The sequence below is a fragment of the Paenibacillus eucommiae genome, from assembly GCF_017874215.1.
GTDB classification, from domain to species: domain Bacteria; phylum Bacillota; class Bacilli; order Paenibacillales; family NBRC-103111; genus Paenibacillus_AI; species Paenibacillus_AI eucommiae.
In genome coordinates, this window is the sequence record NZ_JAGGLB010000005.1 from 162,809 (window position 1) to 189,617 (window position 26,809).

The following is a 26,809-nucleotide window of genomic DNA, read 5'->3' on the forward strand; positions in this document are numbered from 1 at the left end:
GACGGGGCATCAACTGCCTGCTGCTTCCCATGGATAGTTTGGATCATGGAAGATAAAGCCTTTTTCGGGGCAGCAGGCATTGAATGGTTTCGGCATTTCGGAATTGTTTGATTCCGGGAGGGGGCAAGAATAGGCTTCACCAATTTGTAAGCGTTTTCTAAAAAAGGAGGAACAATAATGGGTAAAAAATGGCTGCTGGGACTGTTTGCCATGCTGCTCTTAACCGGGTTTATTCCGGCAAATCATACGGAGGCTTCGTGGTTTCCATCCATACAGGCTGACGGGCGCAAGGATGAATGGAATGATATCAGTCCGCTGATCCGCGGCAAGCATACTACCGTGAGCACATTGAAGGTGACGAATGATGCTGCGTACTTGTATGTATTGGTCGAGGGCATCGGGCTTTCTGCCCTAACTTCTCATTTTTATCTGAATACGGATGGATCTGATGCCACGGGTTACCAGGAGCCGGGTTGGGATGAGGACAGCGGGGCGGATTACCTTTTGGAAACAAGTATCCAATTAGAGCCAGTGACTGTCGGAGGGCAAGTACGCAATGTGAAGAAGGACAAAGCTACTCTGTTGAGCTATACGGGTACAGGGACAGATTGGAGTTGGAGCCAGGCAGCTGAGTATAAGGGGAGCGGCCAGATTGTAAAGACGGACAGCCTCATCGAAGCGCGGATTCCATTGAGCGATCTCGGCTTGTCATCCGGTAGTGACATTCATGTCGGGTTCGTCAACTATTACTCCAAATCTGAACGCCTCCCGGCTAAAGCCGATGATTTGGCGGTCTACACCCTCAAGCTGGCTAATTCCGAGCGTCCTTCTGTACCGGCTGGATTGAACGTGACGAATGCGAGAAGCACCAAGCTGCAAATTAATTGGTCGCCTTCTACAGACAATATCGGGGTTAAAGGTTATAAAATATATCGCGTCAAAGCGGATAACATCGAGTATGCAGGGTGGACAACGACAACCTCTTATACGGATGGCTGGCTGCAGCCTTCGACGGCGTACTCCTATAAAGTGGAGGCCTTCGATACGGATGGTTATAGCTCGGGCCCCAGCCTTGCTGTAACAGGGTCGACAACAGCTTACCCGAGTGTGCCGGCATCAACTGGCGACTGGAGTGAAGTAACGGATTTATTATTTAACTATACAGTGGAAGATTCGATTGATGCTGAGGAGTTTGCGAGCTACGACTTGCTGGCGCTCTCCGGCGCTGTTTCTCCTGAGAAGCTGAACGAAATTAAAGCTATTAATCCTGATATTTTTATTGTGGGCTATATTTCGGTTGGTCAGGATGCAAGGGAAGGTAATTCACCGGACATTTTCTTCAAGGATAGTGAGGGGAATCCGGAATGCGACTTGAATTGGCCATCCTGCTTTATTGATCCAACGAATCAAAACTGGCAGAAAAAGGTGCTTGATGAGCTGCTGCCGGGGCTGGTGGAACGTGGATTTGACGGCTTTTATCTGGATACGGTTGAGGTTACAGAAGTGATTCATACGGATAAAGCATGGGGCATGGGACAGCTGGTGCAAAAAATCAAGGAGAAGTATCCGGACAAAAAAGTATTTTCCGGCGGAGGCGTGCATCTCTTACGGGGTGGGGACTATGATATTCGTTCATCGGTCGATGCCGTGCTGTTCGAAAGCTACACAAACACATGGGTCGGCGATATGATGTGGGACGAGACCGCAGAGGTTCCTGTGGGAAATGCGGAAACATACGGTGTGTACACACCTTATGATCATCCTAGAAAAATGGACTATTTGACGAAACGTGATGTTATTAACAAGGCCCGATTCCAGTTTAACACGGATGGTACACTCGTTCGTGATGTCTCCGGAAAGCCCCTAAATCAATCGGATGCACAGTTTCATGTATTTACTTTGGATTACAACACGCCGTTTCAGCCTGAATTGATTCGTTATTCTGCTGAGCGCGCTTGGGCAGACGGTTTTCTCCCGTCATTTGGCATGAAGCTGCTGTATTTCCCTCCGGCGTTTGACTGGAGAAGCATGAGTGCATATACGCCATTTGCACCGTTAACGGACTATAATGCGAATAACTTCGGGAAAACCTACGATTTATTGAAATACATTCCTATTGAAGTAGACGGCGATGGTTCAGAGTGGAGCGGCACAGCTGCGCATTCGGTTACTGGAACGGGATCCGTTGCAAAGATGAGTGTCGCCATCGACGGAACGAACTTGAATGTGCTCGTTGAAGGAACGGGTTTAAACGTTCCGGGACAGCGCATCATTCTGAATACAGATCAAAATATGTATTCGGGCTACCAGTTCCCTGAATGGTTCGGTAATGCGTACACAGGAACTGATTTTATCATTGAAAATGGGACATTGCTGAAGCATTTGGGAGATCCGTGGAGCAGCAGCGGGTGGACATCATGGTTGTGGGAAGAAACTGAGGAGCCGATCAGTTATGTTGTGAATGGCGCGGGGACCGTGATTGAAGCGTCTATTCCATTAGAGTTGTTGACATCGGTAGGTGGAAACAAGCTTTATCCATTCAGTCAAATTACAGCCGCATACATGAAGTTTACCGGGGCTGCAACAACGGAGACTTTGCCACAAGTACTGCCAAGTACTACAGACAGCCTGCTGCACTTCGATTTCCGCGGGGAACTCATTAAAGCGGACGGCTTGTCAGCAGATTGGACCGGGCTGGGAGCTGTTTCATCCGCTTCGGGTGCAGGCAGCATCCATCAAATTAGCGCAATCGGGAATGGCTACCACTTAAATGTGCTTGTTGAAGGAACGGGATTAACCAGCAATAAGGGACGGTTGTTGTTGAACACCGATAACAATCTGGTCACCGGCTATCAATCCTCATCTTGGGGAGCGGCACCATCGACCGGGGCTGATTTTATGGTGGAGGATGGGGAGCTGTTTGAATATGCGGGAGGCGGCAGCGATTGGAGCTGGAAGCGTGTTGTGCGCTATCCGGACATTCCGGTTGGGCCAACCGGATATGCTGCGTCCGCATCGGCCATTGAATACCGGATTCCGCTGGATGCGGTTCATTTATCGCCCATCAGCACATTTAGCGCAGCTTTTCAAACTTATAGCGGGGGCACAATCGTCGAATCATTCCCTCATTTTCTGCAGATGACGCTGCCTAAATAACATTCATCTAAGACTCGATTGAAAAAAGGAAGGAAGCAGTGGATGTGCTGCTGCTTCCTTTTTTTGTTTTTGTGATGTTGTTGGAACGTAAGGGCTTTTGGGGATGGCGGGGGTGAATAGTTTGCATTTGTGCGGTGCAGCTTTTTAGTTTTGCAGCTTTGTATCTTTGCAGTGATGAAGTAACTGGAGTTACCATCATTTATTCATCCTCTCAGGGGATCAGAAAGGAAGCGCAAATTGTCCCTATTGCCACTATCCCCTTTGCTCAGGAAAGTAACTAGTAACCTTTGCTGGTGGTCGGGTTGAGCGCAGCAGATTCGGTATTTTGAAGCTGGGAGGGAAGGGTTGTGGTAGGAAGCACGATAGTAGCGGGCCGTTTCCCTCAGATGATGGACATGTGCTTCACTTAACGATGTTTTTCATCGTTAAAGTAAGTGTTTCAGATCAATCCGTCACGTTAATGATGATTTTCATCGCTAAAAGAGACCGGATGGCCTCTCTGGTTGGTAAAAAGGGATTTTAACGATGTTTTTCATTGTTAAAGTAAGGTTGTCGGGTAGACCTGGTGCTTTTAGTGATGAAAAACATCGTTAAATCAGCACTTCTACCCCCCGAAAGCAGACAGCAGACAGCAGGGAACAGATAATAGAGAACGGAGAACAGGGTGCCTTAGCCCGCTATGAAATTTCCTGCAATCAAGATAGAAAACTTGCTGATTGTTGGTTTGAGTTTGATGTTCATGTGATTACAGTTGCACCATAGTCCAGAGTTGGGTAGAGGGAGGTCAGACTGACTCTAGAGCTCGATGTTCGAATTGGCCGAGGCAAGGGGCCGGACAGTTGAAATGAAGCAGTAACGGACATGAGAGCCGCTATTTCCTCGAAATGATGCCATTTCTAAAACATACGGACATGAGGGCTCTTATTTGCCCGGAATAGGGTCAAAACGGGAGGAAACAACCTGAATAAGGGATCCTATGTCTGTAAGGATGTCAAATCATGCGATTTTGTCACAAATAGCGGCCGTGATGTCCATAAGCATTTGGCTGAGCCTTCCAAGAAGAGGTGTTAGTATATATTTTCTGCTAATTGACATAAGTATATAAATGAAATTAATATAAAGCATAAATTTTATATTATTAGTAGAATATAGTATATTATTGAATTAAAGGAAAGGAGTGAGTAAATGACGTTAGTGTCACCGGCTGGAATCATTCTTTTGGTAGTTGTTTTTTTTACTGCTAGTGTTTATTATCCGGTTAATTTGGAAGCTATTTAAAAGAAAATGAATCTCCCAAAGGAAGAGTAGTAGACAGTTTTTTGGTAAATTTGAGAAGTTCTGTGACAGCTTGCGTATTGCGGTGATGGGTACGTAAATTTACGACTATCCGTGACAGACGCTGGACATACCCGTGTGACATAGCCGTGAGACATACTCGTGGCACATATCCGCTGCATTTCCGCCGTATATATCCGCACAAAAAAAAGATGCCACAAATGATGGCATCTTCATCGGAATATTCATCCGAATAATTCTGAGTCCAACCTATTCTGTGTAATGAGAAAGAGGATTTACTTCACAAGGCTTTCCAGTACGTCGTCAATAATTTGACTATTAGCAATAGCTCCAGTGTACAGCCAGCTAGAGTCGGGCCCATATTCATGCACGTTGCCTTTTTTCACAGCAGGTATTGTCTGCCAGATTGGATCCTTCAGTGCCTCCGAGCCTGTAGTTTTGTCACTGTTGACAAGGAAGATATGGTCCGCATCCAGCTCGGCTAGGGCTTCCATGGAGATCGACTTCCAGTTGCCGCCTTCACCGCTAGAAATAGCTTTGACTTTCTCTGGTACAGCCAGCCCCAAATCCTGATACATAACAGCTCCACTGGATACAGTTTCGCTTACAACCCAGAATGTTTTCGATACGAGCCAAATAGCAGCTACGGATGGAGGCTTGTCAGAAGCAGCTTTCAGTTTTTCCTTCGCCTCAGCCAGTTTGGCATTATAAGTATCGAGTGCTTTCTGCGCCTCGTCACTTTTGCCCAGCACCTCGCCAACTTTTAGCAGAGCTTGCCGCCAGTCATTATTCACAGCGTTACCTAGCGCATAGGTAGGAGCGATCTTCGCATATGAATTGTATCTGTCATCAACAAGAAGGCTTTCGTCGCCTATAATGATGAGGTCCGGATCATAACTGGTAACTGTCTCGAAGGGCAGATCCCAGGGAATAAAAGGGATTCCCGCAAGCTCTGACTGCAGGTACAGCATGGGCGCATCACTGATGGCCCATTGTGCAGCGGGCTTGACCCCAATTGCCAGCAGATGATCCTCCAGGTAGGAAGCGATAATACGCTGAGGATTGGCCGGTACAACTACCTCATGACCGAGTGGATCCGTTAGTTTTCGTTCTGTAGGTTCCTTCTTCTCCTCCACAGGCTGTACGGTTTCTTTTGGAGAGTTCCCCTCGGATGATTCCGCGTTCGTACTTCCGTTGTCCTTGCCCGCATCCTTACTGCTATCTCCGCAAGCAGCGAGCAGCGACATCAATAGCACCAAACTTAACGCAACCAGCAGCAGCTGATTTCTTTTTCTTAACAACATAACCCCATCCTCCTGCTCAAATAGTTACTCTATTATGATATCGATAATCATTATCACTATCTAAGTTTATATTCTAGCAGGTGTGAGAAGTCTGTCCATGGCTATAAGTCACTCGTTTCATGCACAAAAATACATGGACGCGAATCATCTCGGCCGTGGGAAATAAATAGCTGCCGCTGCAGCTCCAACTGCTTGAACAGGGAATACACATCATTAGGATGAAAAACCCGTCTGTCTATAAAATAAACCCGATTATGCTGAAAGGCAGCAATGCTATTCCATACCTCATGCTGCATAAGCCTGTTCACATACTCGGCGCTCTCTGTCGTAAACGGGTAACTGATAATCATATGGTCGGCAGCATAGCTTGGAAGCTGTTCCATGGCTAGTTCGCGAATCATTCCTTTTCCGATTACATGTTGCTGCACCATCAGAGGTGGTGTGAGGCCAATACCCCGGTACAAATTGTAGCCGCCTCTTCCATGGAATTCATTAAATGCCCATATACTGTTCGGCGCCAGCTCATATAGACCGACAGTTTCGCCTGGTAAAACAATGCCGCTAATCGCCTCTTTAACCTCAGCAGCCCGCTGCTTATACCTGGAGACAAAAAGCTCTGCTTCTTTGCGCTTATCCAGCGTATGTGCTAAATGGCGGAACCGCTCAAACGGGTTTCCATAGGGCACAATTAATGTTGGGGCAACCTTTTGCAATTGTCCAATCATCGCTGAACCCAGCCATTTCGGGACAATAATCAGCTCCGGCTCCAAACCAATGACTGCCTCAATCGAGGTTCGCCCAACGTCCACGACGTCGACAAGCTCATCCTTAAGCAAATGCAGCAACTCCAGGCTGTAAAAATAAGAGGCACCTACTGGACGGACGCCCAAAGCCAGCAAATTCCCAACCCAGTCATAAATGACGACACGCTTTGGCTTCTGTATATAGCTTTTCGGAGATACTCCGGTGATTTGCTTAAATTTGCGGCTTAAATACAAGCCATTGGAATAACCTACATTACTGGCTATCTGATCCAGATTATTGTCTGATAGCAGCAGTTGTTCTTTTGCTTTGCCGATCCGAATTGCTGCTAAATATTCAGAAAAGCTGGACCCGGTCTCATCCTTGAAAATTTTGGAGAAAAAACGGGGATGAAAGCCCGCTAATTGTGCCATCGCATCGCGGGTAAGCTCTTCCCGATAATGATGCAGCATATGGCTGATCACAGCTTGAATCGCATGAGTCGACTGGTCATGATCAGAGGATTGTACGGGATTCGCGGCGGTCAGCTCTTCCTGTTCCTGAATCAGCTGCAGCAGCTCGTACAACAGCATTTCCCTTGCCAGCTCCGTATTCTGGCTCTGCTCTTCATCCATGGACTTCAACTCCTTCATGACTACGCTTAGGCGGTAGGAGGAGCTTACAGACAATTCACCATCGGAGAGCCACGGTGCACGATGCTCCCGGTATGCTAGCGGCTCGCCCGGAGCATGCTCCGGCTGCATAATATGAAAGGATACGACATAGAGAACCAGGTCTTCGTGGGGGGCACTTTTAAGCTCCAACACTCGATCTGCATTGCAAAAAAACACAGAGCCCGGCTGGATGATCGCCTTGTCACCATTAATAGACAATTCTCCCTTGCCTTCGACAGCGAGCAGCACACTGTACGCTTCGTTCCAATGACGATAGCGATCGTCTGCAGCAAGCAGCGTCAACTGCTGTACCTGCTTATATGAATAAAGCATCCTCATGATGCTTAACTCCCCTTCCTTAGCGAAACTTTATGGAAACTTTCAAAGCCGTCGAAAATGGCTGTATCTCTTAATTATACACTTATAGGCGGCTTCCGTCCGCGTGAATTTGCTATTCAGGTAATATTTAGTGTTACTGGGTAGTGCCTTTATTTTGTTCAATTGGCTGTAGTCAGTCGCTCCTGGGGTGTCGCAGTATGATTAGTCAATCGTTCCAGAATACCCTTCAGGATAAATAGAAACAAGCACTGATTTATCAGTAGTTCTATAATGTACCGTATAATTAGTATTAATTTCTATATCACTCCATTGTTGAACCGATAACACATAAATAGTCTGTCTACTTGTATTTTCCGAATCTTTCTTAAGCTCTATAATGATAGCGTGCTGCCCGTTATATTCTGTTTTATCAATTACTCTCACAAATGCCGTCGTAGAAGAATACGGTGCTGACTCATCCTTATTCTGGCTGCATGCAGCAGCGGTGCAAATTAATAAAATTGAGGTCAAAAAAATAAAAATAATTCTTAGTTTCACAAAATCACCCAATTCTTTTTTGATAGTAAAATCGAGCTTACCTTAAATAAATGTTGGGCTTGATTTTGCTGAATTGTTGAACGAGCATAAATCGATCAAGTTACTATTGCATAGTCAAGCATGGAATCATAGAAGGAGAGTCAATTTTAGTGCAGCCACTTAATCTAAAGCACCGACTTTCCAAGCATCATTTACTTGTCTTTGTTGGCTCCGTGTAACCAATAATTTTTTTTCAGAAAAAAACATCTAACTACCACTGTTGTAACATATATTGTATTTTAATTCCATGAAACGGAATTTTCTTAATCTTGTTTCTGCATAGTAAATATATAGGAAAAACATCGCAAAAACGATAGTTCTGCTGCTCTTTGTAACGAAGTTTGTATGATGGGGTTGGCAGGTGAATTGAATGGGGTCGGTAAGACAAAACGCTCTTTCTTTGGAATGATACGTGGTTAATGGCCTAGATCTATTCGAATGTGAGACAAAATTAATTAAAGATCAACCAACAAGACTAAATAAGTGCCCCGTTCCTTCAGGAATAAGGCACTTGTTTTCATTGGTCCATCTCCCATGTATCACGAAGATTTACCCAGCAAATCAGGCAGCATATCAAGCAATTTCTCCCGGGTCAGGGCATCTGCGAAGTTCCACTGGGCTTCCTCGATCAGGTAGACATATCCGTTGCGGACAGCAGGGAGGCTCTGCCAAAGAGAGCTTTGAATCATGTCCTCGGCAGCTTGTCTCGATACAGGATTTTCGGGGAGCAGCATAAAGATCCGGTCGCCTGCGTATTGAGGAAGTAAGCTTGGCCGTATTTCCTTGTAGCCCAGTTTGGCATCCAGAATAGCTTGAATGTTGTTGGCCGGGCGGAAGCCGGAGGGGTGGTACAGAGCTGAAGAGAGACCGGTGACTCCCATAACAAATAAATGTCTGCCGCGCTCATACGTGAAGACGGAGGCCGTTTCTCCAGGTTCCATGGAGGATTTAAGCTGATGCCACATCGTTTGCGCTTTTCTGTTGTGACGGGCGAGCCATTGTTCAGCCTCTCTTTTTTTGCCGAACCACTCTCCGAGGACGAGCATGCGCTCCTCTAAGGTTGCCCAAGTGTTATAGGTTATGGTCGGCGCAATTTTGGAGATTTGTTCGTACTGGCGCTCATCAGAATTGGAGAAAATAATTAAATCAGGTTCCAGCGCGGAAGCCCTTTCTGTATTGAAGGGAAATCCGATATCCTGGATGCTTTTTGCCGAATCTGTATGCATGGCGTATTTATAGCTCGTGAGGCTTCCGCCAACGGGATGAATACCGAGGGTCAGCAAATCTCCCATATTTTCCCCAAAGTAAATGATGCGGCTTGGCTCTGTGGGGATATGAACCTCATGTCCCGTCCAATCTTTAACAAGCACCTTGCGGCGCATAGATAATGCATATTGTCTGGGAGTGATGCCTGTCGTCTGACGGAAACGGCGATTGAAGTAATATTCGTCTGTAAATCCGACTCTTTGGGCAATATCGCGCAAGGGTGCGTTCGAATTGGCTAACCATTCTTTGGAACGGTTAATGCGAAGCTCTGTCAGGTAGTCAAGAGGCTTCTTGCCGGTTAACTCCTGAAAAATGGATGTATATTGCCAGTGGGGGACGTTGGATAATTGGGCAAGCAGTTTGACCGTGATGCTGGACATATAGTTATTTTGCAAATAGTGAATGGTTTCCTCTACCGATTGTGTCAAGCTAAGTGATGGATCGGAATGCAAATTATGCTCAAGCAGAAAGCCCATTAATTCCTGAAAATGAAGATGCTGTTTAAACCACTCCAGGTCACTATGACCCAGTCTTCCGGCATGCAGCTGTTCGGTAAGACGGATCAGACGGGAAATAGGATAAACACGTAGTTCGCGCTTAGGAAAAATATCCTTTGTATATAAAGCCTGCTGCTGCTCTCCGGCATGAATGACGGTAAAGCTGAGCTGGTAGAAGCAAATGGCGTTGTCAGTTCCATTCTCAATTTGAAGGGAAACTCCCGGAGGAAACAAATAGCAATGATCTGGAAAAAAACGGAAGCATTGATCATCTATATGAAGTCCGCCAGTTCCGTTCGTGAAGATCAACAAAGTATAGGAAGAACAGGTCGCCTCTTCGAATGTCCATCCCGGGGGACGGGCATGCAGTTCAACGTCCGATAAATGAAAAAGCAAAGAGCGAAGCGGGACTGAAGAAGGTGTGTCTTGAAGCATGCAGGCCAGCACCCTTTCATACATGAGAGTTTTGAGAATGATTATCACTGTCTTCTTATTATAATGAAAACAAAAAAGCTTTTCAACAATTAGTTGAAAAGCTTTATTTTCATAAGCATTAGTTGAAAAGCAATTTGTTGAGCAGCTTCTCGCGGCACCTGTTCATTGCTTATTTGTTGAGCACTTTCGGCAGCTCTTCCAACAGCCATTCTCTTGAGGTTGCATCACTGCCAGCTTTTAAAATCTCAAAGGTATACACTTTTCCTTCCTTGACTGCAGGGAGGTTAAGCCAAAGCTGACTTTTGACAAGCTCTGATTGCGATTGCTTAGCTTCTGGAGGTACTGGTTCCAGCAGGAAAATCCGGTCTCCGGCATATTCGGAAAGCACCTCTGTTGATATTTCCACAAATCCTTTTTTGTCCTTAATCATTTCCTCAATTTTTGGAGTTGGCTTGAAGCCATCAGCGGTATACAAAAATTGTGGCAGACCGGCTCCCGCCATTACAAATAAGCGATTGCCAGGATACATAGTGAATACAGAAGCAGTTTCACCTGGTTTCATTCCAGCTTCTTTAAGCTTCTTCCACATTTCTTGTGTTTTGAGTGTATGTGCTGCGATCCAGTCTTCGGCCTCTTTCTTTTTGTCAAAAAGGTCGCCAAGAATCCGCATCCGATCTTCTAATGGATCGAAGGTATTAAATGTAACTGTCGGTGCAACCTTGGAAATTTGCTCGTATTGCTTCTCATCCGAATTTCCAAAAATAATCAAATCCGGTTCAAGAGCCAAAGATTTCTCTGCACTAATTGGAAACCCAACGTCCTGCACTTCTTTCACTTTATCCTCATAGATGGTTCCTTGAATAGACTCCATGAATCCGCCGATAGGCATTACACCAAGCGCCAGCAGATCTCCCATTGTCTCCCCATGGTAGATGACACGCTGTGGATGAGTCGGCACTTCAACCTCATGCTTCGTCCAATCTGTAAACTTGCGGGTTGTGTTCTCTGTTGTCCCAGTGGCTGCTTCTGTTTGCTGTGGTGCAGGTGTCTCACTAGGTTTAACGGAACTGGTTGTTTCCTTGGGGCTGTCAGAGCCCTTCGAATTACACGCTATTACAAAAGCCCCCATCAATACGATCATGCATAAAACGGTCGTCATTTTTCTTGCTTGCTTCATCTTGTTCCTTCCTCCAATAAAATCTCTTTTGTAGATAATGATTCTCATTATCGATATTTGTAATGATAAAGCTTTTCATTTTCTTACTCAATGGACAAATAAAAAACTGCGCTTTTTTTTGTACAAAGAAGTAAAAGCATTTAATCCTGTTATCTTTAGCTCTATTGTTTATAATATACTAGACAGGCATAAACTGGAAGTCGATGAGGGCCTGGGAAAGTATATAAAAAAGGGGACAGTGTTTTGGGGCAATCCATCATTTTTACAGTAGATCTGGAAGACTGGTTTACTGACGGCAGACAAAATAGAATAAGCAGCTGGAACAATTATGAATTGAGGATAGAGGCAAATGTGCGTACCATTTTGACTTTGCTAGCCAAGTATAATGCTAAGGGTACCTTCTTCGTTTTAGGTTGGATTGCACTCAAGAAACCAGATCTGATCAGGGAAATCCATGCATTGGGGCATGAAATTGCTTCACATGGATTTGCTCATGAGCTAGTATATACATTGACCTTTGACCAGTTTAGAAATGATGTGAGGAAGTCTAAGGATATTTTGGAGGATATTGTGGGGACACGAGTGATTGGTTACCGGGCTCCTTGCTTTTCCATGATAAAATGGGGATTAGAGATCTTGAAGCAGGAAGGCTTTAAGTATGATTCGAGTATCATTCCTAACACCTTTCACGACCTGTACGCCAAGCTCTACTCAAGGCTGGATAAAGCATGTTTTGAAATCCAGGAGAACTTCTGGGAAGTATCGCTTCCAGTCCTGCAAATGGGGCCCGTTAACATCCCTTGGGGAGGTGGAGGGTATCTTCGTTTTTATCCGTACTCCTTATTCAAACAGGGAATCAACAAAATAGTAGAGTCTAAGGGGCTATATAATTTCTACATTCACCCTTACGACTTGGATAATAGTCAACCGAGACTTGCTGACCTTTCCTTACTAAATAAGCTGCGGCGGTATTATGGTTTGAAATTTACTGAAGGAAAGCTTGATAAACTGCTAAATGACTTCGAATGTAAATCAATTACAGCGTACTACCCGTTTTTAAGTACATTAAAATAATAGCAATGGGTGAAAAATAGATGGATATTTATTTAAAAATACTTTTCGATGAAGAGCTGTTAGCCTGCGTAACCTTCTTTTTTTGCCGGGATGCCGGCTTAAATAAAAGATATACCATGAACCAGCCTCAGACCGGTACAATGAATTACCTTGTTTCTGAAGGAGTCTTGCATATTCACACAAATCAGGTTATAGATCAGGAGTTCGGATATATATGTTTTGAATATTATAGACAAGGCAAATGCCTGGATATTTTCGATACCCTCTTATTAGAAGAAGCCCAGGGTCGGGAAAAGGTGCTGGATCTTTGCTGCGGGGCAGGTGCAACCGTGCATGCCTTGGCTACAAGCAACCCTGACATCATATATGCTATCGATAATAATCCTTCCTCATTGTCTTTTCTGCGAAATACGCTCGCTTCCATTCATGATGGGTTTAGCGGGGAGGTTGTAGTTAAGGCTGGAGATGCTCATGAAATTGATTTAGAAGATCATTTGCTGGATTTTGTCGTATGCAGAGCCGCGCTGCAATATCTGGATGTACCTGCTGTCTTAAAGGAAATGTTTCGAGTACTAAACGCAAACGGTAAACTATTTCTGTTAGTTCATGGATCCGGGTACATATTTGATTATATAGGTTCGAGGAAAAGGTTTTATCATAAAAAAACAATGTCCTTTTTGGCAAAGGGTATGAAGCGCGGCGGCTCTTTGTCAAAAGTGAAGTTCCTGAAGATAAGTGCTTTAGAGCGAAAATTAAGGAAGGCAGGGTTTAAAAATGTTCGGTGCATCAGAAGCGCTGGGTGGGATATATTTGGGAGGTTTCCTGTGTATTTTGGGGTTGTTGCAGAGAAATAATCAGCTGGTTAATAATTTACATATTATGTATTATTTGTAAAACAAAGCACATGAACAACATTTGTAAATCAAAATATCTGATCTTATATCTTTTCTGTTTATTCATGATAAACTATACGAAGAGAGCTGTCAAAATGGCACTTCCTTCCTGATCGAAGACGGGAAAGTGTTATCAAGTTGGGGGATCAGATATGAAAGCAATGAATAGACAGGGTTACTATCGATGGTTGTTATCCTATTTACCTGTATTTTTTGTCATTATTTCCGTGTTGATTTTGATTTTTTTCCTCTCTGTCAGCGGCTATTCGCGGAATCAGGCGTTGCGTGCCAATGAGGTGTTTGCTGGCCATGTCATGAAGACCATGGACTCTACGTTGAAGTTTACGGAAAAAATGATTATTAAGGAAATTGTCAGCAATGATAAGCTCCAGCACTTTTTTGATAAAAGTAAAGATTTATCCGCTTATGACACCTACGAAATTGCCCGGCGGATCAAAGATCTGGTGACAGCGTTTCAGCCAATCGATTCCATTTATCTGTACCGGGTATCCGACCAAATGGTGCTTACGCCCAATACGATGGTTTCGTTGCAGCAGTTCGGGGATCAGGACTTTGTGAATGCTGTACTTAAACAGCCTGTACCGCAGTATGCATGGACAGGTAAAAGAGACTTTAGGGAGTTTCCCGGGAATGATTATAATAAAAGCGTAGTTTCCCTTGTGCAGAAGGTGCCTCTTAACTCCGGAAATCAGGGTGTGGTTGTTGTAAATGTACGGACTGATGCCATTAGCGATATGTTTCGGGAGCTGGTGGAGTCGGACATTGGCACGATTCACCTGCAGGATGCCCATGGACGGCCTTTTTTTGAGAACCAACTTGCAGCCGACCAGCAAATGTCCGAGATTATATCTCCTTATACGGGCTGGATCGTGCAGACAAGCATGAAAAATAAGCAATTATTTAATTTTTTCTCCGCGCTTTCCAGAGTGTGGGTGGCTGCCGGGTTGGCAACCGTTGCAGCTGGTATAGGATGGCTGATCTTTCTGGTTCGCCGTAATTATAGACCCATTGAGGAGATTAAATTACGTATCGAGCAGTATGCTTCGCAAAAAAGTGCAGAGCTTGGATATAATCATGCAAACCTGGACGAATATGCTTTTATTAATGAAGCCATTGAGAATCTTGTAGAAAGCTCGAACAGCTATGAGAAGCAATATAGAGAAAATCTCGTTTTCAGAAAGAGATGGCTCTTTAACGAGTTAATGGAGGGGGAGCGGTATTTCACAGCGGAACAGTGGCAGGTGGAAGCGGACAATATGGGATTGATGCCGCATTTCAAAACGCTGACAGTGGCTGTTCTGGAGATGGATTATTATGCCGATTTCTGCCAAGCATACACGCAGGGGGATCAGCATCTGTTGAAATTCGCCATTACAAGTGTAGTAAAGGAGATGGCACAGAATCAATTGATACAAGCCTGGAGCGAGTGGATTGGTCATGACCGTGTCGGTATTTTATTCTTTCAGCAGGATGATGACGATAAGTTCCGCTTGTCTGTAAGCCATTATTGTGAGCATGTCCGCTCCTGGATTGCTGATCATCTTAAACTAACAGTGGCCTTTGGGATCGGCGGAGAGGTTATGCAGTTGAGTGACATCCCCCAAACCTTAGGGGAGGCTTTGGAGGCACTGGACTACAAGTCAGCCTTCGGCGGCAACAAGGTTATTGGCCATTGGGAAATTGAAGCGCTGCCGCAAAGCCAAATGACGCAATATGTACCGGGAATCCGCGCTCTGGCCCAGAGCTACCGGTTAGGAGAGGAGCAGTGGCAGGAGCATTATCACGGGTTGTTTACCAGCATTCAATCGGCAGTTATCCGCAGAGACGACCGGATCAGTCTGCTCCAAACGCTCGTTTCGACCATGCAGAAAGAAATGAGCTATTTACCTGTGGAAATGTCCAAGGTGTGGGAAGCAGACGTAATGGAGCCTCTCAACCGTTGGCTGCTGGATGTCGATCACCTTCACGATATTAACACTCGGCTGTATGCGGTCTTGGATGAGGCGGCAGGGAAAATCAGCCTGCTGCGTGATAACCGTGACAATTACAAGCTCGTTCGCCAGGTGAAAGCGTATATGGAAGAGCATTTCGCTAATCCTGATTTGTCGCTTACCCATTTAAGCGAGGAGTTTGGTTTGAACACCAAAACATTAAGCCGCATTTTTAAAGAGGAGTTTGGAGAAAAATTTGTGGATTACCTGACCAAAATCAGATTGGATCATGCCAAGCATCTGCTTCAGGAAAATCCTTCTGAACCAGTCCAGGATATCGCCCAGAAGGTCGGTTACCTTCATTCGATTACCTTTATCCGTGTTTTTAAGAAGTTAGTCGGGATGACGCCGAGTGATTTCCGCAAGGAACCTTAACATGAATTCTTTGACACCGCATATGCGGTGTTTTTTGTGTGGTTTTATTTGAAAGTAAAAGTTTGGGGTGATGCTTGCAGTGAAAAATTCTCGTTTACACAGTGCAGCTTTATAGTAAAAAGGTGGGAGGAAGAACGAGAGTTGTGGCCTAGTAGCGTCCTAGTAGCTGTCCGGCCTCCGCCGAAAAGATCGTGTGCTCCACTTAACGATGTTTTTCATCGTTAAAGTAAGTGTTCCAGGTCAATCCGGGTAGTTAATGATGATTTTCATCGTTAAGAGAGGACGAATGGCCTCTTCAAGGGGTTAAAAGGAATTTTAACGATGATTTTCATCGTTAAATCATCAGCTCCTCTCAGTTGAGCGGGCCTTCATCCCCAGTGCCTGCGTCCCACTAGGAAGTCTCCTCTAACAAAGAGAAAAGCACTTGCTGGCTGTCCGTTTGAGCTTGGTGTTCGTGCGATTGTAGCTAGAGAGAGGGAAGGGGTGCGGGCGGAAAAGCGGAAGCGCCCGCCTTTAAAGATTTGTTCCACCCCCCTCATCCATTCAAGGGAACAAATCTTTAACAGCGGCTGGAGCCCACATCCCTTCCCTCCGCAACGCTCCCACGTCACGAACATGCTCATCAAAAGACGCCGCAAGGCGTTTTTTTGTGCTTTCATGCGCTTGTCAGGGTGACAGGAATCCTATTTTCAGTGACAAGAATCTTGTATATTGCAGCCAAGTGCTCAGCGACCGTATAGTTTGACTTGAGGTGAAGGATATTGAACCAACGAAGACTTAGACAAAATGTTCCGTTGTTTATCATGTTTGTGCCTGTGCTGCTGTTTTACTTGATATTTAAGTATGTGCCGATGCTCGGGGCTGTGATCGCTTTTAAAGATTACAACTTTGTAGATGGCATCTTGAAGAGCCCGTGGGCGGGGATGAAGTATTTCGAATTGTTATTTAGCAATGCTCAAACCTTGAATATTATCCGTAATACACTGGTTCTGGGTCTGCTTACAGTGCTTGTCGGCTTTCCATTTCCGATTATCATTGCGATTCTTTTGAATGAAGTGCGTAAAATGTGGTTCAAGAAAACGGTGCAAACGCTCATTTATTTACCTCATTTCTTCTCCTGGGTCATTGTGGGCGGGATTGTGGTTACCTTGTTTGCCCAAGAATCCGGGGTCATCAATCATTGGCTGCAGCAGCTTACAGGAGATGTGTATCCGTTTCTTTACAAGCCCTTTTCATGGATAACCATTTTCCTTGGCTCAGGTGTGTGGAAGGAAGCCGGATTCGGCGCTATCATTTATCTCGCAGCCTTGGCGAATATCGATCCAAGCTTATATGAAGCTGCCAGTATAGATGGAGCCAACAAATGGAGGCAGATTCGCCACATCACATTGCCAGGACTAAGTGCCACGATTGTGCTGATGCTGATTCTCTCGACTGGAAGTGTGCTGGAGGTCGGGTTCGAGCAGGTATATGTATTAAAGAATGCCACGGTAAATGAAATCGCCGATGTGATCAGCACATTTATTTACCGCGTAGGCTTGCAAGGAGCACAATTCAGTTTGACTACGGCGTTAGGGCTGTTCGAATCCATTGTTGCCTTGATTCTAATCTTGGTCGCTAATGGAATCGCCAGAAGATATGGACAAGGGCTCTGGTAATGGCAGCTTTGTTTTGTAATTCTATCATGACGGAAGGTGAACAAGTGAAACATTCAATGGGAGAAAAGCTTTTTATACGGATTAATGCGGGCCTGCTTATTTTGATAGCTTTAAGCTGCTTGCTCCCGCTTCTGCATATAGCAGCTTTAAGCTTAAGCGATCAACAGTCTATTATGTCAGGGATTGTAACCCTATGGCCACTCGGCTGGTCCTTTGAATCTTATCGTTTGTTATTGGTAGGGACCAATGTCGTGCAGGCATTTCAGAATAGTATGGTGATTACAGTAGTTGGTGTCGCTCTAAGCTTGGTATTTACGGTTATGGCAGCGTATCCGTTATCCCGAAAGGGGATGTATGGAAGAAGGTTCTTTACGTTGGGTATTGTGTTTACGATGCTGTTCAGCGGAGGACTTATCCCCTCATATTTAGTTGTGAAGAGCTTGGGACTGATGAATCATTATGGGGCGCTTTGGCTGCCTGTGCTGGTTAATACCTTCAATATGCTCGTTATGCGCACTTTTTTTGAGAACATACCAGATGAACTGGAGGAGGCTGCACGCATGGATGGGAGCGGGGAATGGCGGTTTCTGCTGCGCATTGTTCTGCCGCTTTCGATGCCGGTTATGGCGACTATCGGTTTGTTCTATGCTGTGTCTTATTGGAATTCGTTTTTCAGTCTGCTTTTGTTTATTCAGAATACAGACAAATACAATTTGGCCGTCCTGGTGCAGCAGATGATTCAAAGTCAGAGTATTCTTCAGGAAATTAACAATATGCGGCCAGGCGATCAAATTCAGGCAACGCCTGAGGGCATCAAGTCTGCAGGCATCATGGTGATGATTATCCCTATGCTCGTTGTGTATCCATTTTTACAAAAATACTTTATTCAGGGCGTTATGATTGGAGCTATCAAAGGCTAGGTGACTAAGGAATGAAAGGGGTGATAAAACAAGGTTTTTCCGTTACTATCAGGATAGATGAATTGGTGAACTGGAGGAGAAAAGGAATGAACATGCAAATGGGGTTTGGCCGAAAAAGATGGTCCGTGCTTGTAATTCTTGTCTTGTCGCTGATGCTGCTGCTAGCAGCCTGCTCGAAGTCTGACGGCACAAAGGAGTCAGGGCAAGATCCTGCACAAACGGATGGTAAAAAGCCGGAAAGCACGAAGTCAGCAAAAAAAAGTGAAATCACAATATCTATTTATGATCGCGGCAATATCCCGCCGGAGGAGGGCAATGCAACCAAAAACCGCTGGGTAGACTGGATCAACGAGAACAGCCCGGTCAAGGTCAAGCTGGTGCCAGTGCCACGCTGGGAATCCAGGGAGAAGTTTAATGCCTTATTTGCTTCAGGAGAAGCGCCGGATCTTATTTTTGAATGGAGCACTATTTATCACGATCAGCTGTATGAGCAGAAGCAATTGCTGCCCCTTGATGATTGGATCGAGAAATACAGCACTGAATACAAAGCACTGTTGAATGAATACCCGCTGCTTCGGCAAATGGGGACCAAATCTGATGGAAAGCTCTACGGCATAGGAAAGATGTACGCCACACCGCTTGACACAAATCAGGCTTTGTATGTTCGTGCAGACTGGCTGGAGAAGCTGAAGCTGGATGTCCCGAAAACGACGGATGAGCTTTACGCGGTTATTAAGGCATTTGCAGAACAGGATCCGGATGGCAACAACAAGAAGGATACGTTCGGTGTTAATCTTAGCTTTGTAGGCGGATACATTTTGGATAATGTATTCGGTGCAGGTCCTCCGGGATGGATCATACAGGACGGACAATATGTGAAGAATTGGGAGCGGGAAACTGCCGCCGCCTCCTTTAAAAAGCGTCTCTACGATGATAGATTCGTGGATAAGGATTTCCTGACCGATCAAAACGGTGAAAAGGCGCAGCAGGATTTCGTTAACGGCAAGCTGGGCATATTCGGCGTCAATTTCGGCTCGGGTGAACTGGGCTTCACTGTCTTCGAGGCTCTAAAGAAAAATAATCCGGATGCAAGGGTCATTGCAATTCCTCTGCCGAAGAGCGAGTTCGGACAGTTCAGTCCTTCGATTACAGGGCCGATGTCTATTACAGCTGTTGTGAATGCAAAAGCGAAGGATCCGGAAGCAGTGGTTCACTTTATCGATTTTATGGCTAAGGAATCGACAAGCAAGACGCTGAAATACGGACTTGAAGGGGTTCATTATCAGGATGGCCCTAACGGGTGCACACAAGCTATCGACCCTGAAAAATACCAGAAGGAGGTTTCCTATGCCTTGGATTTGCGCATGATTTCATCTGAAATCTTTGAGGGTACATGCGGCCAATACATCTCCCAGCTGAATCCGGAGAAGCCACTGGAGAAGGAATTTACCGAAGTTCTTAAGCAAGCGCAGCAAGCCTATCTGACTCCGGAACGTCCGGTTTTCTTCGATATTACTAACGAATCGATGCCTGTTCTGGATCAAAGCTTGCAGTTGTCCTTTACTAATGGATTGGAAACGATCGGCGGAATCTGGTCGAAGGCGATTGTGGGCGGAACGGGTTACCCGATTGACAAGGCAGCTGAAGATGCCAAAGCAGCTTGGCAGAAGGCGGGAGGCAAGGCTCTCGACGATTTCTACGGGAAATGGTTTGCGGAAAACAAAGATAAAATTGTCTACAGCAAGGATTGGTATAAAGTGGGCAGTAAATAGGGCAGCAAATAGGAAACTGGAATTTTTCGGGGCAGCACATTCTTTATGCAGAGCATAAAGAATGTGCCTTCTTACACAAATATGTGGAGGTGTACCAATGAGAAAGCTGTTTACTTTCTTTATTCTATTCCTGATTGCTTTTGGATCTGTGATTCCGGCAAAAGCCGAGGTTTTTGCAGAAGAGACTCCTGCTTTACCGATCCTGATTGAAGATCAATTCGAGGTGAATGGAACGACACGCACTGCTGGTGATCCACTGGTAGGGACTCTAACGGAAAGTGGCCAGCTCTTATGGGATGGCAGCACGACGCTTGTGTTCGCAGGCAGCGGAGAAGCCGGATATGTGACCGCAGCGAACAATGCCAATCAGCTTGCGGCTGTGCCCTTTTCACCTGAACCAGGCGGGGTTGCTGTTATTGAAGCAGATGTGAAGCCTGCCGGTTCAGACTGGGTGGCGATTGGATTTAGTAAAGGGACGGATGGGTATTGGACCGATGGCCAATTCTGGATTCGGATCTTACCAAGCGGGCATTACTCTGTTATGGCGAAAACAAATGTTGAGCTGCTTTCCGGGGAAGCTCCATCTTTTGATCCAAATGGTTATACGAGGTTGAAATTGCAATACAATGCAGCAGAGCAAACGGTATCTGCCTGGATCAATGGGATAAATGTTGCAGATGAACATGACTGGAGTGAAATTACAGGCTTTACGCCGGACATCCGCTTCGCAGGCTTTATGATTTCATCCGCTACAGCCAATCAACAGGCAATTGGTCATCTAATTGTTAGAGGCACAGCTGCGGTTGAACCGGAATTGCCGGTAACGATATCGGACAGCTTGTCCACTCAAGATGGCGCGCGAGCCGTTGGCAGCCGGTTGGTTGGGCAGCAAACAGAAATCGGTGGACGTGAATGGGAAGGAAGCACAACGCTGGTTTTCGGAGAGAATGGCGGAGACAGCTTCGTTACGACCTCGAATAATGCTAACCAGCTTGCAGGAGTACCCTATATCCCTGCTGGAGAAAAGACTATCATCGAAGCAGATGTAAGGCCTGCCGGGTCAGACTGGACCGCTGTCGGTTTTAGTAAAGGAACAGACGGTTATTGGGCCGATGGCCAGTTATGGATATTGCTGCAGCCTAATGGTCATTATGCAATTAAAGTAAAAACAAGTCATCAATTGGCTGCCGGTGAAGCGCCCTTGTATGATTCTGACGGGTTTACGAAGTTGAAAATACAATATAACACTGTGGCCAAGGAAGTGTCTGTCTGGGTCAACGGTGTGGAAGTTCTTCATCAATACGATGCAAGCGGAATTGAAGGGTTTGTGCCCAAGATTGAATATGCCGGTTTTATGATGGCTTCTGCAACAGCGAATACCCAAGCCGTCAAAAACTTCAGAGTACTCGGTATAGCGGGTACTGAGCCACCTGAATACCCCGATGAGGTCATCACCTATCCAGACGATCTCGTTAAGCCAGAGGAAAGTGACTTTCCTGTGGGCGTGTTTGAAGAAGCTAATCTATACAACGGGAATAGACAATTATTTAAAGAGACTATCTCTGAGTTATATTCGCTAGGCTTTGATTCTGTCATGCTTTCGAATGGCAATGCTGTTCGCGATCGTAAGATGTTTGATGTAACGGACAGATACGGGTTCAATGTGTACTATAATGCCGGGCATAACATTTCGGAATGGATGAATATCCCGGATGAGCCGGCAACGCCTGAAATTGCTGGTAATATTGCTCGTGCCATTATCGATCAAGTGAAGGATCATCCAAGTGTTAAATCGATTAATTTGTCCGATGAGCCTACATTAAGAACGCTGGAGAAGCACGTACTGCTCACTGAAGCGTTTCACCAACAAGCTCCGAATTTAAAAATTACAACTCCACTTATCGGTCTTGATAACGTAGGTTCCATGTTTACATCTGCTAATCTGGATGCTTTGCTAGTTGATATTTATCCTATGGCTTGGTCGAATTCGATTGGAAACTTCTCCAATCTGAATTCAATCGGTTATTCCACATGGGATTTTGTTGGTTACTTGCGCGAGATATCGAAGCAAAAACCTGATGACAAGCCCTTGTGGGTAATATTGCAAGCCTTTCAATACGAAGCGGCAGGAAAATCCCGTTTCTCACTACGTGTTCCTACACCCGCAGAAGTGCGGGCTCAAAACTGGTTGTCGATCGGCGAAGGAGCAACGGGTATCTTCTGGTTTCTTTACAACTCGCTGGAATCATTGCTTGGATTGAAGGACATTCCTGCCGTGCGGGATGAAGCTGTTGATCTTGCGAGCAGGGTTAAACCGCTTAGACCCGTATTACTTGCGGCAAAAAAAGATAAGGACAGATTTACAGCGACAACTCCGGCAACACCAGCAACAGCGGCAAATTCGAAGCCTTATGTAAGCACGCTCGTGAGCAAGGATGGAACGAAAACCTTTGTAGTCGCCGTTAATATGGACTGTGTCGAGTCGCAAAATCTGACTATTCATTCTGCCTATGCGGAAGGTCATCTTAAGGATTTGGAAACCGGATTGCTTTATGATATCGGTACCTCTCCGATCCCGTTTGAAGCTGGAGACGGCAGGCTGTTTGAGGTGATCCCCACACAAGTAAATGAGGGTCCGGCTGTTGAAATGATATCACCGATCCATGCTAGTGTGCTGGATGCTGCCAATCTTGGATCAGGAATCACCTTGGAAGCTAGCGCAACAAGTGCTGCAAGCATCGGACAGGTTGAGTTTTACGCAAATGGTAAAAAAATCGGTACAGCAGCCAGTGCGCCATATCGTTTTCAGTGGCTCGGTGCGAAGGCCGGGAGCTACTCGATTACGGCGGTTGCCAAAGATGTATTAGGCGCGGAAACGACTTCTCAGCCAGTTGATCTAATGGTGAAAGGAACGGACAACGTGCTGGCTAACCCTTCCTTTGAAACTGCAGACGGGAACGGCAAGGCTGCTCATTGGAGTTATCCCGCAGGAGTCGAGCTTGACTCAAATGTTTCCCACACCGGAGCAAGCTCCCTACGCATTAGCGGACCCTTGGTGGAAGGAGTAATCTCTCAAGATGTGAGCGGGTTAGAACCGAATACGGAATACGAATTGAGTGGTTGGGTGAAGACGAGTGGAATTCAGGGTGCGGGTATTTATATCCGGTATCAGCAGAAGCTTCCATTTACTATTTATAATGAAGCGGAGCATGCATACGGTACGAGCGACTGGACACGTATTGCCATAAAATTCACAACACCTGCATTTGCCCAAAGCGGCAGCGTAGATATTCATGCCTATATTTCCTTTGCCGGGGGATCAGCCTGGCTGGATGACTTCAGTCTTGTCCCTACCGGGAAAAAGGAGCTGAGCGAAGGTCTACAGATGCATTTAACCTTCGACGAGGCGAATGGTTTGAAAGCCAAGGATTTTTCCGGAAATGGGCGTGATGGTGATTTTGTAAAAATTGTGGGCGGTGAGCCTTCTGCGAACATGATGCGGACTCCGGTTTACTTGGCAGGTAAGATTGGCAGTAATACGCTATACATGGAAGGTGGAAATGAGTACCTCAAGGTCGGTCCCGGGTTTGAACTTGACGGGGGGAACGGATTCACAGTCAGCACCTGGATTAAACCTTATGATGCGCTGGAAAGACACACCCTATATGCAGATGACGGCGGGCTTAGCATTGAAATTGAAAACAGTAAGCTTAAAGTCAGCATGCCATCGAAAACTTCAGGACAGGAGATTGTCACTGGCGGAACCCTCTCGTCTGACAGGTGGTATCACACAGCAGTGACTTTCGATGAAACCGGCGGAATGAAAATGTTCATCGACGGGGTTCAAGTGGGCAGCTTAGCCAATATGAAGTACGTTGCTGGCACGGTAGGCAATCATTATATCGGACAATCGCCGAATAGTCCTGAGACCACGTTTTGGGGATACATCGACGATGTCAGGATCTACAGCCGTGTGCTGCCGGCAAGTGAATTGATGAGGCTTGTCCAGCAGTTGGGAGCGGCTGAGCCGAATCAAGAAGAAGAGCACCCTTCGGGAGGTGGTCATAATGGCGAGTCTCCGGTGACTAGCCCAGGCGGGAGCACAACAGCATTAGTGCCAGATGATTCCGGACAGAAGGGAAATGGCGGCGAGCCGCCAACGAAGCCGGATCAGGCAGCGGTTATTTCTTTTAAAGATATTCAAGGTCATTGGGCCTCGGAACTTATTAAAGAAGCTGTTGTACAAGGTTTGGCCGATGGGTTCCCTGACGGGACATTCGGACCTGAGCTCCAAGTGACGCGGGCGCAATTTATGGTCCTTATGGCCCGGGCGATGAAATCATGGGTGCCTGAGGCTTCCGCATCCCGGAGTGTCGTATTTGCAGATTTGGAACAAATCCCGGAATGGGCGAGGGAAGAGGTCGCCTTGGCCGTCAACACGGGCTTGGTCGAAGGATATGATGACGCTACCTTCCGCCCCTATCAACCGATCAGCCGCGCGGAGATGGCTATTATAGTCGCAAGGGCGCTTCAGCTGAATCTGGATTCACAGGTTCCGTCCTCTTTTAAAGACGCTGTCAACTTCCCGCAATGGGCTAAAGGCGGAATTACAGAGGTCGAACGTGTAGGCATTATGCAGGGAAAGAACGGCAATCGATTTGCTCCGTTTGATCCGGCTACTAGAGCGGAAGCGGTTGTTGTTATGCTGCGGATGATGAAGACGATGAAAGCACAAGTGAGTGGGAGTGGAGCGAATTGATTATTGATGCACATAATCATCCCTATTTTCTGGGCTACAATGCTGAGAAAACGCTGATGAATATGGAACAGAACGGAATCGGACAGATGTGGCTGCTATCCCTGGAAACTCCGGCTATCGAATTTCCACATGATTACTATCGGTCAGCGAAGCCGGATGCTTTCGGGGCTATCCCCTTCTCCAGCTGCCTTGAATATGCTAATCAGCACCCTGATAAGTTTATTCTGGGGTATGCGCCTGATCCCAGGCTTCCAGATTCGATCTATCGGCTGGAGGCTGCAATTGAGCTGCATAACGTAAAAGTTTGCGGCGAAATTATGCTGCGGATGATGATCGATAACCCTGACGCTTTGCGGATGTTCAGGTTTTGCGGGGAGAAAGGACTTCCTGTCATTATTGAGCTGAACTATGGAGTGGAGAAGGGAGATCAGTATCCGTGGCCTGGATACTGGTATGGCGGAGGCATCGACGCGTTGGAACGTGCGGTTCGTGCGTGTCCCGACACGAAATTTCTGGGTCACGGCCCAGGCTTCTGGGCTCATATTTCAGGGGATCAGCTGTATGAGCAGGTTAGCTATCCACAGGGAAAGCTGACGCCAGGCGGCAAGCTGACGGAAATGATACGAAACTACCCGAATTTGTACTGCGATTTGTCAGCAAGCTCAGGGCTGACTGCACTGCGGCGTGATCTGGGTTTCACAGTAGAGTTCCTGCTGGAGTTTCAGGATCGTGCTTTGTTCGGCCGGGATATTTTCCACAATGAGCTGCAACAATTTCTGGAAGGCCTCGGGTTACCCGAGGCTGTGCTGCAAAACATATATGCAGGGAATGCATTAAGCCTGGTTGGCTGATGAGGCGTGAACTGAACTAGATAAAGGACAAGAGGTGTCTGGCAATGAACGATCGGACGGATTGGTTTGCTGAAGCGAAATACGGATTATTCATCCACTATTTATATGATATGCAGAATGATGCCAGCTGGAAGACAAGTTACGGGAAGTCGACGTCCTGGGATGAGGCTGTGCTTGAGTTTGATGCCGGAAGGTTCGCACGGGACGCGGCACAAACAGGCGCAAAGTATGTGATTTTTACGATGATGCAGGTATTGAAGTACATGATTGCCCCGAATGAAACCTATGAACGTTATACCGGCTATCAGCCAGGTGAATCTACCTCCTCACGGGATTTGGTAGAGGATCTCTACACGGAATTGCATAAGTATGGCATAGAGCTGATGCTGTATTGGACCGGAGATGGACCTAGACAAGATGAACAGGCGAGTGTAGGACTTGGGCTGGATAAGGCCATGAGCGGCGAAGAGATGAAAATCAATCCGCTATTCATGCAGCGTTGGACGGAGGTCGCAAGGGAGTACGGATGGAGGTATGGAGACCGGGTAGCGGGCTGGTGGGTTGACGGGTGCTACGATTGGAGCGGATATGACCAGGAAAGCTTGGGATTGCTGGCTGAAGCGCTTCGTGAGGGCAATGCAAACCGGATCATTGCCTTCAATCCTGGAATTTATAGTCCCGTTATCGGGTATTCGTCTCATGAGGATTATACGGCGGGAGAAGTCAATCATTTCGAAGATGTTCCGTCTTCCAGATGGATCGGAGGGGAGCAATGGCATATTGCCTCTCATCTGGGCAACCATTGGGGCGGATTGGGTACGAAGTATCCAACCGAAGATTTGCTTGAATATGTGCGCAGCGTCAACGCGAAATCCGGGGTTGTTTCTCTTGATGTGGCTGTATATCGGGACGGGAAGATTGCAGAGGAGCAGGTAGAGCAATTAGGTCATTTAAAGAGGATGACGTGGGGGGAGTAGGGTAGACAAAATAGGGATTTATTCCTAATCAACCAGTAAATCAGAAGGAGTCTATAA

15 protein-coding genes are annotated in these 26,809 nt (G+C 46.2%); 10 read left to right on the top strand and 5 right to left on the bottom strand.

Annotated features, from left to right (window positions below; translation table 11 throughout):
• The first annotated feature begins 177 nt into the window (after nucleotides 1–177).
• On the top strand, nucleotides 178–3,156 hold the full coding sequence (locus tag J2Z66_RS10155; protein ID WP_209971276.1) for a fibronectin type III domain-containing protein: 2,979 nt from the start codon (nucleotides 178–180) through the stop codon (nucleotides 3,154–3,156).
• A gap of 1,571 nt (nucleotides 3,157–4,727) precedes the next feature.
• Here J2Z66_RS10155 and J2Z66_RS10160 read toward each other — a convergent pair.
• The 5 genes from J2Z66_RS10160 to J2Z66_RS10180 form a co-directional block, all read right to left on the bottom strand.
• Nucleotides 4,728–5,756 (bottom strand): ABC transporter substrate-binding protein, encoded by a 1,029-nt coding sequence (locus tag J2Z66_RS10160; protein WP_209971277.1) that lies wholly within the window; start codon nucleotides 5,754–5,756, stop codon nucleotides 4,728–4,730.
• Nucleotides 5,757–5,857: 101 nt separating this feature from the next.
• Nucleotides 5,858–7,510 (bottom strand): helix-turn-helix domain-containing protein, encoded by a 1,653-nt coding sequence (locus tag J2Z66_RS10165; RefSeq protein ID WP_209971278.1) that lies wholly within the window; start codon nucleotides 7,508–7,510, stop codon nucleotides 5,858–5,860.
• Between the two features lie 201 nt (nucleotides 7,511–7,711).
• Nucleotides 7,712–8,047, bottom strand: coding sequence for a hypothetical protein (locus J2Z66_RS10170; protein ID WP_209971279.1), 336 nt, complete (start codon nucleotides 8,045–8,047; stop codon nucleotides 7,712–7,714).
• A gap of 578 nt (nucleotides 8,048–8,625) precedes the next feature.
• Nucleotides 8,626–10,284, bottom strand: coding sequence for an ABC transporter substrate-binding protein (locus J2Z66_RS10175; protein WP_209971280.1), 1,659 nt, complete (start codon nucleotides 10,282–10,284; stop codon nucleotides 8,626–8,628).
• 169 nt (nucleotides 10,285–10,453) lie between these two features.
• On the bottom strand, nucleotides 10,454–11,461 hold the full coding sequence (locus tag J2Z66_RS10180) for an ABC transporter substrate-binding protein (RefSeq protein ID WP_209971281.1): 1,008 nt from the start codon (nucleotides 11,459–11,461) through the stop codon (nucleotides 10,454–10,456).
• 243 nt (nucleotides 11,462–11,704) lie between these two features.
• On the opposite strand from J2Z66_RS10180, the gene J2Z66_RS10185 reads away from it, so the two are divergent.
• The 9 genes from J2Z66_RS10185 (at nucleotide 11,705) to J2Z66_RS10225 (ending at nucleotide 26,752) form a co-directional block, all read left to right on the top strand.
• Complete coding sequence (locus tag J2Z66_RS10185; protein ID WP_209971282.1) at nucleotides 11,705–12,535, top strand: polysaccharide deacetylase family protein; 831 nt, start codon at nucleotides 11,705–11,707, stop codon at nucleotides 12,533–12,535.
• Nucleotides 12,536–12,555: 20 nt separating this feature from the next.
• Nucleotides 12,556–13,389, top strand: a complete 834-nt coding sequence (locus tag J2Z66_RS10190; RefSeq protein WP_209971283.1) for a class I SAM-dependent methyltransferase — start codon at nucleotides 12,556–12,558, stop codon at nucleotides 13,387–13,389.
• 191 nt (nucleotides 13,390–13,580) lie between these two features.
• Complete coding sequence (locus tag J2Z66_RS10195; RefSeq protein ID WP_209971284.1) at nucleotides 13,581–15,815, top strand: AraC family transcriptional regulator; 2,235 nt, start codon at nucleotides 13,581–13,583, stop codon at nucleotides 15,813–15,815.
• Between the two features lie 803 nt (nucleotides 15,816–16,618).
• A complete protein-coding gene (locus J2Z66_RS10200; RefSeq protein ID WP_209971427.1) occupies nucleotides 16,619–17,473 on the top strand; it encodes an ABC transporter permease in 855 nt (284 codons plus the stop codon).
• 44 nt (nucleotides 17,474–17,517) lie between these two features.
• Entirely contained in the window at nucleotides 17,518–18,393 is an 876-nt protein-coding gene (locus J2Z66_RS10205) for a carbohydrate ABC transporter permease (protein WP_209971285.1), read from the top strand.
• Nucleotides 18,394–18,479: 86 nt separating this feature from the next.
• Entirely contained in the window at nucleotides 18,480–20,165 is a 1,686-nt protein-coding gene (locus J2Z66_RS10210; protein ID WP_209971286.1) for an extracellular solute-binding protein, read from the top strand.
• A gap of 97 nt (nucleotides 20,166–20,262) precedes the next feature.
• Nucleotides 20,263–24,924 (top strand): S-layer homology domain-containing protein, encoded by a 4,662-nt coding sequence (locus J2Z66_RS44285; protein WP_209971287.1) that lies wholly within the window; start codon nucleotides 20,263–20,265, stop codon nucleotides 24,922–24,924.
• On the top strand, nucleotides 24,921–25,775 hold the full coding sequence (locus tag J2Z66_RS10220) for an amidohydrolase family protein (protein WP_209971288.1): 855 nt from the start codon (nucleotides 24,921–24,923) through the stop codon (nucleotides 25,773–25,775). Before J2Z66_RS44285 ends, J2Z66_RS10220 begins: the two co-directional genes overlap by 4 nt.
• 44 nt (nucleotides 25,776–25,819) lie before the next feature.
• Nucleotides 25,820–26,752 (top strand): alpha-L-fucosidase, encoded by a 933-nt coding sequence (locus J2Z66_RS10225; protein ID WP_209971289.1) that lies wholly within the window; start codon nucleotides 25,820–25,822, stop codon nucleotides 26,750–26,752.
• Nucleotides 26,753–26,809: the final 57 nt, after the last annotated feature.